Annotated in this window: 8 protein-coding genes and 1 pseudogene; 3 read left to right on the top strand and 6 right to left on the bottom strand. The window is 61.9% G+C overall.

The features are described from left to right. The 4 genes and pseudogenes from glcF to AC1DVH_RS23660 form a co-directional block, all read right to left on the bottom strand. Positions 1 to 170 (bottom strand): annotated as a pseudogene (gene glcF / locus AC1DVH_RS23645) (glycolate oxidase subunit GlcF); the annotation flags it as partial. 3 nt (positions 171 to 173) lie between these two features. Then, positions 174 to 1,238: a glycolate oxidase subunit GlcE gene (gene glcE / locus AC1DVH_RS23650; RefSeq protein ID WP_477755861.1), complete on the bottom strand. Its 1,065-nt coding sequence runs from the start codon at positions 1,236 to 1,238 to the stop codon at positions 174 to 176. Then, entirely contained in the window at positions 1,238 to 2,737 is a 1,500-nt protein-coding gene (glcD, locus tag AC1DVH_RS23655; protein ID WP_477755862.1) for a glycolate oxidase subunit GlcD, read from the bottom strand. The genes glcE and glcD overlap by 1 nt, the downstream gene beginning before the upstream one ends. Before the next feature lie 160 nt (positions 2,738 to 2,897). Further along, entirely contained in the window at positions 2,898 to 4,661 is a 1,764-nt protein-coding gene (locus AC1DVH_RS23660) for an L-lactate permease (protein ID WP_477755863.1), read from the bottom strand. Positions 4,662 to 4,841: 180 nt separating this feature from the next. Between AC1DVH_RS23660 and AC1DVH_RS23665 the strand changes: the two genes are divergently transcribed. After that, positions 4,842 to 5,078 (top strand): hypothetical protein, encoded by a 237-nt coding sequence (locus AC1DVH_RS23665; RefSeq protein ID WP_090456183.1) that lies wholly within the window; start codon positions 4,842 to 4,844, stop codon positions 5,076 to 5,078. A gap of 23 nt (positions 5,079 to 5,101) precedes the next feature. On the opposite strand, the gene AC1DVH_RS23670 is transcribed toward AC1DVH_RS23665, so the two are convergent. Next, positions 5,102 to 5,362 carry a hypothetical protein gene (locus tag AC1DVH_RS23670; protein ID WP_477755864.1) on the bottom strand — a complete coding sequence of 87 codons (261 nt, stop codon included), beginning with the start codon at positions 5,360 to 5,362 and terminating at the stop codon, positions 5,102 to 5,104. Between the two features lie 320 nt (positions 5,363 to 5,682). Between AC1DVH_RS23670 and AC1DVH_RS23675 the strand changes: the two genes are divergently transcribed. Together AC1DVH_RS23675 and AC1DVH_RS23680 are read left to right on the top strand one after the other, a co-directional pair. Further along, complete coding sequence (locus tag AC1DVH_RS23675) at positions 5,683 to 6,747, top strand: hypothetical protein (RefSeq protein WP_477755865.1); 1,065 nt, start codon at positions 5,683 to 5,685, stop codon at positions 6,745 to 6,747. Between the two features lie 17 nt (positions 6,748 to 6,764). Further along, entirely contained in the window at positions 6,765 to 7,118 is a 354-nt protein-coding gene (locus AC1DVH_RS23680) for a DUF1428 domain-containing protein (RefSeq protein ID WP_477755866.1), read from the top strand. 14 nt (positions 7,119 to 7,132) lie between these two features. Here the strand turns inward: AC1DVH_RS23680 and AC1DVH_RS23685 are convergent, their stop codons facing one another. Beyond that, complete coding sequence (locus tag AC1DVH_RS23685) at positions 7,133 to 7,327, bottom strand: hypothetical protein (protein WP_056727280.1); 195 nt, start codon at positions 7,325 to 7,327, stop codon at positions 7,133 to 7,135. Between the last annotated feature and the right edge of the window lie 137 nt (positions 7,328 to 7,464).

Genomic DNA, 7,464 nt, shown 5'->3' on the forward strand with positions numbered 1-7,464 from the left:
TGCTTGATCAGGTAGATACGGCCCCGTGGACCGTCCAGTTCATCGCCGAGCAATTGATAGGTCGGGCACGTGGCATTGCAGAACCCGCAGTGCACGCAGGTGCGCAGGATGCTTTCGGCTTCTGCGGCGCGGGGCAGATGRCTGGCGCTTTCACTCAAGGTCGTCTGCATGGTTCAAAGCTCCGCGTACAGGCGTCCGGGGTTGAAGATGCCCCGTGGATCGAGTTGTTGTTTGAGGTTGCGGTGATAACGCATCAGCGCCGGGGGCAGTGGATGGAAGGGGCTGTCGGTCAGGCCGTGGCTGAAGCAGGTGACATGGCCGCCGACCTCGTCGACGACCTGGCGGATGTACGCTGCTTCGGCATCGGATTTCAGCCAGCGCTGGGCGCCCCCCCAGTCGATCAACTGACGCCCCGGCAGCGACAGGAGCGGCGTGTTGTTCGGCAAGGACAGGCGCCAAAGCGGTTGGTCTTCATCGAAGAAACTCAAGCGCTGTTCATTGAGATCGTCCCACCAGCAAGCCTCCAGCCGTTCGCCTCCGAGGCGCTCGTGGGCCGCTGCCACCGAACCTTCACCGCCCTCAAGCCGCAGGTGCAGGCGTGAGCCGTCGTGACAAGCCGCGCTGATCGGCAACGGCTGCTGGCCCCATTCCGCCAGACGCAGCAAGGCGCGTTCAGGGTCCATTTCCAGGCTGATGCTTAAGGCTTGCCGGGGTTTGGGCAGCACTTTGAGGGAAACTTCGGAGATCAGCCCGAGGCAGCCATAACTGCCGGCCATCAGGCGTGACAGGTCGTAGCCGGCGACGTTTTTCATCACTTCGCCACCGAAGCGCAACAGCTTGCCTTGCCCTGTGATCACCCGCGTGCCAAGAATGAAGTCCCGCACCGAACCGACCCACGGGCGTCGTGGCCCGGACAGCCCGCAGGCGATCATGCCGCCGACGGTGGCGCCGTCGCCAAAGGCCGGCGGTTCGCAGGGCAGCATCTGTTGCGCGGCGTCCAGCACCTGCGTCAGTTGCGACAACGGTGTGCCGCAACGGGCGGTGATCACCAGTTCAGTCGGGTCGTAACTGACGATGCCCCGGTGCGAGCGGGTGTCGAGAATTTCCCCGGCCGTGGTGCGGCCGAGAAAGGCTTTGCTGTTGGAACCCTGGATGCGCAACGGCGTGGCGTTTTCCAGCGCCTGATTGACCTGTTCCAGCAGTGACTGGCTGTCATCGAAATCTTCAGGGCTGCGCATCAGAAACGCTCCAGCTCAGGGAAGGGCAATTGACCGCCATGTATGTGCATGGCACCGAATTCGGCGCAGCGGTGCAGGGTCGGGATGTTCTTGCCGGGGTTGAGCAGGCCGCTCGGGTCGAAGGCGGCCTTGATGGCATGGAACAGGGTCAGTTCATCGCTGTTGAACTGTGCGCACATCTGGTTGATCTTCTCGCGGCCCACGCCGTGTTCACCGGTGATGCTGCCGCCGACTTTCACGCACAACTCCAGAATCCTGCCGCCCAGGGCTTCGGCGCGATCGAGTTCACCGGGTTGATTGGCGTCGAACAGAATCAACGGATGCATGTTGCCGTCGCCGGCATGGAACACGTTGGCCACCCGCAGGCCGTATTCGTTCGAGAGTTCGGCGATGGCGTGCAGTACGCCGGGCAGTTCGCGACGGGGGATGGTGCCGTCCATGCAGTAGTAGTCCGGGGAGAGGCGGCCCACCGCCGGGAAGGCATTCTTGCGCCCGGCCCAGAAACGCACGCGCTCGGCTTCGTCTTTCGCCTGGCGCAACTCGATGGCGCCGGCCTGTTGCAGCACCTGGCGCACCCGGTCGCAGTCATCGCAGACATCGGCTTCAACGCCATCGAGTTCGCACAGCAGAATGGCCTGGGCGTCCACCGGATAACCGGCGTGGATGAAGTCCTCGGCGGCGCGGATGGCCAGGTTGTCCATCATTTCCAGGCCACCGGGGATGATGCCGGCGGCGATGATGTCGCCGACTGCGCGCCCGGCTTTTTCCACGGAATCGAACGCAGCCAGCAGCACTTTGGCGGTCTGCGGTTTGGGCAGCAGTTTGACCGTGACTTCGGTGATCACCCCGAGCAGGCCTTCGGAGCCAGTGAACAGCGCCAGCAGGTCGAAACCGGGAGAGTCGAGGGCATTGGAGCCCAGGCTCAAATGCTCGCCATCGACGGTAAGGATGTCGACCTTGAGCACGTTGTGGACCGTCAGGCCGTACTTCAGGCAATGCACGCCACCGGCATTTTCCGCGACGTTACCGCCGATGGAGCAAGCGATCTGCGAGGACGGATCCGGCGCGTAATACAGGCCGAACGGTGCCGCCGCCTGGGAAATCGCCAGATTGCGCACACCGGGCTGAACCCGTGCGGTACGGGCGGCGGGGTCGATGCTCAGGATGTTGTTGAAGCGCACCATCACCAGCAGCACGCCTTTCTCCAGGGGCAGCGCCCCGCCGGACAAACCGGTGCCCGCGCCACGGGCCACCACGGGGACGTGCAGCTCATGGCAGACGCGCAGCACCCCTTGCACTTCGTCGATATATCGGGGCAACACCACCAGCATCGGCGTGGTGCGATAGGCCGACAGTCCGTCGCATTCGTAGGGCCTGAGTTCCTCCTGCTGATGCAGGATTTCCAGATTCGGCAACCGGGTTTTCAGGGCGTGCAACAGCGCCTGTCTGTCGACGTCGGGCAAGGCGCCGTCAACGCGCTCATCGTAGAGAATGTTCATCGATTCATGACTCCCGCTGGAGGCCACTGACTTTCATCATTGGCCCGTCAGGCTCCGCTGTCCATGAGATCGTTGTCTGCTCGACGTACCACCGTCCACTGTGGGAGCAAGCTCGCTCCCACAGTGATCAGGTTTGAGCAGGATTACGCGTGTATTCGATTCAGTGCCCACCCACCACCATATGGCTGAACGGCGCGACGTAGGCCTGCAACGACACCAGCCCGCCAACCAGGATCGCCAGCACAATCGAGTGGAAGAACACGTAGCGCAGGATTTCTCCTTCATGGCCGTACCAGCGGGTGGCCGTGGAGGCAACCACGATCGACTGGGCGTCGACCATCTTGCCCATGACCCCACCGGAACTGTTGGCGGCGGCCATCAACACCGGGCTGATGCCCAACTGCTCGGACGTCACCCGTTGCAAGCCGCCGAACAGTACGTTGGACGCCGTGTCCGAACCGGTCAACGCCACGCCGAGCCAGCCGAGCAAGGTACCGAACATCGGATAGAAGATGCCCGTCGCGGCGAAGGCCAGGCCCATGGTCGCATCCAGGCCCGAGTAGCGCGTGAGGAAGCCCAGCGCGAGCATCGCCGCAATGGTGATCAGCGAGTAACGCACCACCCACAGGGTGCGCAGGTACTGGCGAATCAGTTGCGGGATCGAGTAACCCATCAGCAAACCGCCGACAATCGCCGCCAGCAGAATGCCGCTGCCGGTGGCGGTGAACCAGGTGAACTTGTACACCGCCTCTTCGGTTTTCGGCGCGGGTACCACTGGCGGGACTTTCTCGACCTGCAAGTGCAGGGTGGTGAAGGTCACGACCGGCGCAAACAGCGGGTTCGCCTCGCGCAGCGGTTTACCTTGAGGATCGAGCTTGGCAGCACTGGTTTGCGGGTCGATGGCAGGGCGGGTGTCGAAGGTGTTCTTGAAGCCCTGGGTGCCCCAGATGAATACGAAGATCGTCAGGATGATCCACGGCATCCACGCGCGCATCACTGCCGGCTTCGCTTCGTTGGCGAAGGTTGCAGTGGGTACGGGTTTCTCGTCGTGCTCGGCGTCGATCTTCGAATTGTCGACCCGGCCGGACAGCGCCGCGGAGGTGTGCACGGTGGCCGGTTTCCACACCCTGAGAAAGCCGGTCAGGCAGGCCATGGAAATCAGCGCGGCGATCACATCCACCAGCATCGGCCCGTGATAGTTGGAAACCAGGAACTGCGGCACGGCAAAACTGACMCCGGCCACCAGGATCGCCGGCCAGATTTCCAGCAWCTTGCGCCAGCCGGCAAAGGCCCAGATCAGCCAGAACGGCACCAGCACCGAGAAAAAGGGCAACTGTCGGCCGACCATCATCGACAGCTCCATTTCATCCAGCCCGGTGACCTTGGCCAGGGTGATGATCGGCGTGCCGAGGGCACCGAACGCCACGGGGGCAGTGTTGGCGATCAGCGCCAGCCCCGAAGCGGCAAGCGGCGAAAAGCCCAGCCCGATCAGAATCGCCCCGGTCACCGCCACCGGCGTACCGAAACCGGCCGCGCCTTCGAAAAACGCACCGAAGCAGAAAGCGATCAGGAGCAATTGCAGGCGTCGGTCATCGGTGATGCGCGCCAGGGAGTCTTGCAACACTTTGAACGAACCGTTCTCGGTGGTCAGGCGGTGCAGGAAGATGATGTTCAACACAATCCAGCCAATCGGCAGCAGACCGTTGGCTGCACCGAACAGCGCAGCCGACCCCGCCATGTTCGCCGGCATGCCGAAGGCGAAGATCGCGATCAGCAAGGCCGAGGTCAGGGCGAGCAACGCCGCCAGGTGTGCCTTGACATGGAAAAACGCGAGGGACGCCAGCATCACCACCACCGGCACAGCCGCCATGAGCGTTGAAAGCACCGGGTTACCGAACGGATCGTAGACTTGCTGCCAGACCATGTTCCACCTCTGCTTTTTATTGTTGGACGTGCAGATCCCCTGGGGGGGAGGTGGACTTCAGTATAGGTGGCATTGCGCCGCTGTCAGGGCAAGCCTCCGGTCCTGCCAATCGGCGCATTTCGGAGGGCTGAGCTAGCATGGCCAGTAGGGTTTGAATTCAGTCAGGGGAGCAATGCAGTCATGACCGAGCGCCATATGGAACACAAGGAAACGCTATCGAACGGATGCAACATCAAGGTCAAGGCCGAGATATTGAAGGACGGTTCGTTGGGCATGTTCATCGGTGTCTATCGGCCGGACGGCTCGGCCATCGATGAAAACCACGACCCACGGCCGCACATGCTGGACATGGAAGCGGCGATGGATTGGGGGATCGATATTGCCAAGGGGATTGGCAATAGCCAGCGAACGTTGTGAGCCCAGGCGACCGGCGGTCGCTGTCAGAACCCGAACGAACGGGTCGAGCCTTTTACCAGCTCGATATCCAGCAGATGCTCGACCAGCACGTCATTCAAAAAACGGAACTGATCATTGAATCCGACCACTTCGTTGCTGAAGTGATGATCGGCTGCCGGGATCAGCAATGCCTCGAACTTCTCGTCGAACAGCAGAGTCAACTCTTTACGCGACTCGAATTTCTGCGCGTAGAAATTGTTGCCGAACACCGGAAAACGCACGGCGAGGGTGACGGTGTGAATCATGATGTTTGCTCCTCGCTCAGGACGTACCAGGAAAATACGCACAATGTGAAAGCCGTCAGAGCCAGGCAGGTCAGCAGATGGATCAGCATGATGTCCCCCTCCGATTCGGGGTTTCGTGTTGGCTTGGGATCGATCCTACGCTGACGGCCATCAAACGGAAGGCAATCGCGGCGATGGTGATTATCGATGCAAGTGATGGCGGTTTTTTCGCTGTTGATGCGGGCCCTTTCGCGGGCTCCGGGACATCGCCACCTATACTTAAACCGAAAGTTTTGCGTGTCGGGCATTTCGCCCGGTGCCAACTTCAGGAAGCCGCCATCTTGAACCTGCGTTCGCTGATCATTGCCGTGCTGGTGGTGTTGGCGGGGTGTGCCACATCTGTGCGCGCGCCGGTGGAAGTGGCACCGGTAATCGTTCCTGCCAGCACCTGGCAACAAGTGGACCGGGAGATCGTCATCGCGTCGCAGGCGGCCACCGAGCAGAGCAAAATCTACGCCCGCGGCGCCATGGATTACTGGCGCACACGGGTCTATGAATTGACCGAACAGAATTTCATTCCGTGGTTCAGCAGTTACTGGACCCAGGAATGGCTGTCGATGAAGGTCAGCTGGTACACCATCAGCGCCAAGGGTGAGCAGGACGCCGTGGAAAAACGCCTGGCGGCGTACCTGCTTGAAGCCTATCAGGATAAGGTCCTGGCCCCGGCGGCCGTGGAAATCGATCCCGATGCGATTCTCGGCCTGGCAGCGGCGTTCTATGTCGACATCCTCAAGGAAGAACTGCAGAAAATCTCCAACCGCCACGGCGTGCCGATGGCCCAGCTCAACGGGCGCATCCAGAAAGTCCCGGCCATCGCCCTTGGGCCTCCGCCGACGAGGGACGCCTCGTTGTACCAGGTCGTGCACACCGAACCGCTGAACTCCTTGCCGGCCTTCGCCGCGCTGATCGACAAAGTCCATAAGGCCGGTGGCGACAAGGGGGTGGGCTCGACCGACACCGCGATGGCGCCGGTGGCCAGGCGCGCCAGCCGGCGGATGGAAGCCGAAATGGCCCCGCGCGGGGCCGCCAGCGCCGTGGCCGCAGCGACCGGGAAACTGGCCGGTGGCTTGATCACGCTAGGGGTGGCTGGCATTCGCGCATTCATCCAGGCCTTTGACCGGCCCGATAGCGAGGCGCTGATTCGCCGTAGCCTGGGCAATACCTTCGACAAGGCCTGGACCAAACTGGTGCAGAGCCCGACCAGCGGCGTCATGGCCTGCACGCTTTACATGGCGGCGCAGATCGAAGGCAGCCTGGCGGAACGCACTGCACCGCCGGTCGGTTTGAGCACCGGCACTGTCGATCGGACGCCAGCGCAATCGACTACCCAGCAGCACACCCCATGACCGAAGGAGAAAAACGCATGTCTTACGTCGATGGTTTTATCGCTGCCGTACCCACCGCCAACCGTGAGCAATACATCAAACACGCCGAAATCGCCGCCTCGATCTTCAAGGAAAACGGTGCCTTGAGCGTGGTCGAATGCTGGGGCGAAGACGTGCCGCAAGGCAAGGTCACCTCGTTCCCGATGGCGGTGAAACTCAAGGACGGCGAAACCGTGGCTTTTGGCTGGATCATCTGGCCGGACAAGGCCACCCGCAATGCCGGGATGGACAAGATGATGCAGGACCCGCGCATGCAGCCAAACGTCAATCCGATGCCGTTTGACGGTCAGCGCCTCGTGTATGGCGGGTTTGAAGTGCTCCTCAAAGTCTGACGCCGGCCGCGGGATCACTCCGGCGTCGGGGTGATCCTGCAACTCTTGCGCTGGCGGATCTCGTCGTCCGTCGGCCGCTCGCGGATGAACTCGAAGCGCGGCTCGCCTTCGCTGTAATGCACCAGCCAGCCCCATTCCAGCTTGAGTTCATCCTGGCCGGGCTCGGGCGGTCTGGCCCACCATGGTTCCTTGCTGATGATCTGTCGCATGGCCCCCTCCGGTTTTTCGGGATGCTAGGGGGCGTTCTCAATTAGTTTTCCCGTCGCGTTGTTGCCTTAAAGCGGGCCAGGCAAGGCGCAGGCCGCTGGGAATGGTTGTTCCCTTTCCAAGGCCTGCAACGCAGCCT

This window comes from Pseudomonas sp. P4_C3, assembly GCF_056402075.1.

Coding starts and splice junctions, on each gene's coding strand:
- glcE (WP_477755861.1), bottom strand. CDS start 1,238: ATGCGCAGCCCTGAAGATTTCGATGACAGCCAGTCACTGCTGGAACAG.
- glcD (WP_477755862.1), bottom strand. CDS start 2,737: ATGAACATTCTCTACGATGAGCGCGTTGACGGCGCCTTGCCCGACGTC.
- AC1DVH_RS23665 (WP_090456183.1), top strand. CDS start 4,842: ATGACCGAGCGCCATATGGAACACAAGGAAACGCTATCGAACGGATGC.
- AC1DVH_RS23670 (WP_477755864.1), bottom strand. CDS start 5,362: ATGATTCACACCGTCACCCTCGCCGTGCGTTTTCCGGTGTTCGGCAAC.
- AC1DVH_RS23680 (WP_477755866.1), top strand. CDS start 6,765: ATGTCTTACGTCGATGGTTTTATCGCTGCCGTACCCACCGCCAACCGT.
- AC1DVH_RS23685 (WP_056727280.1), bottom strand. CDS start 7,327: ATGCGACAGATCATCAGCAAGGAACCATGGTGGGCCAGACCGCCCGAG.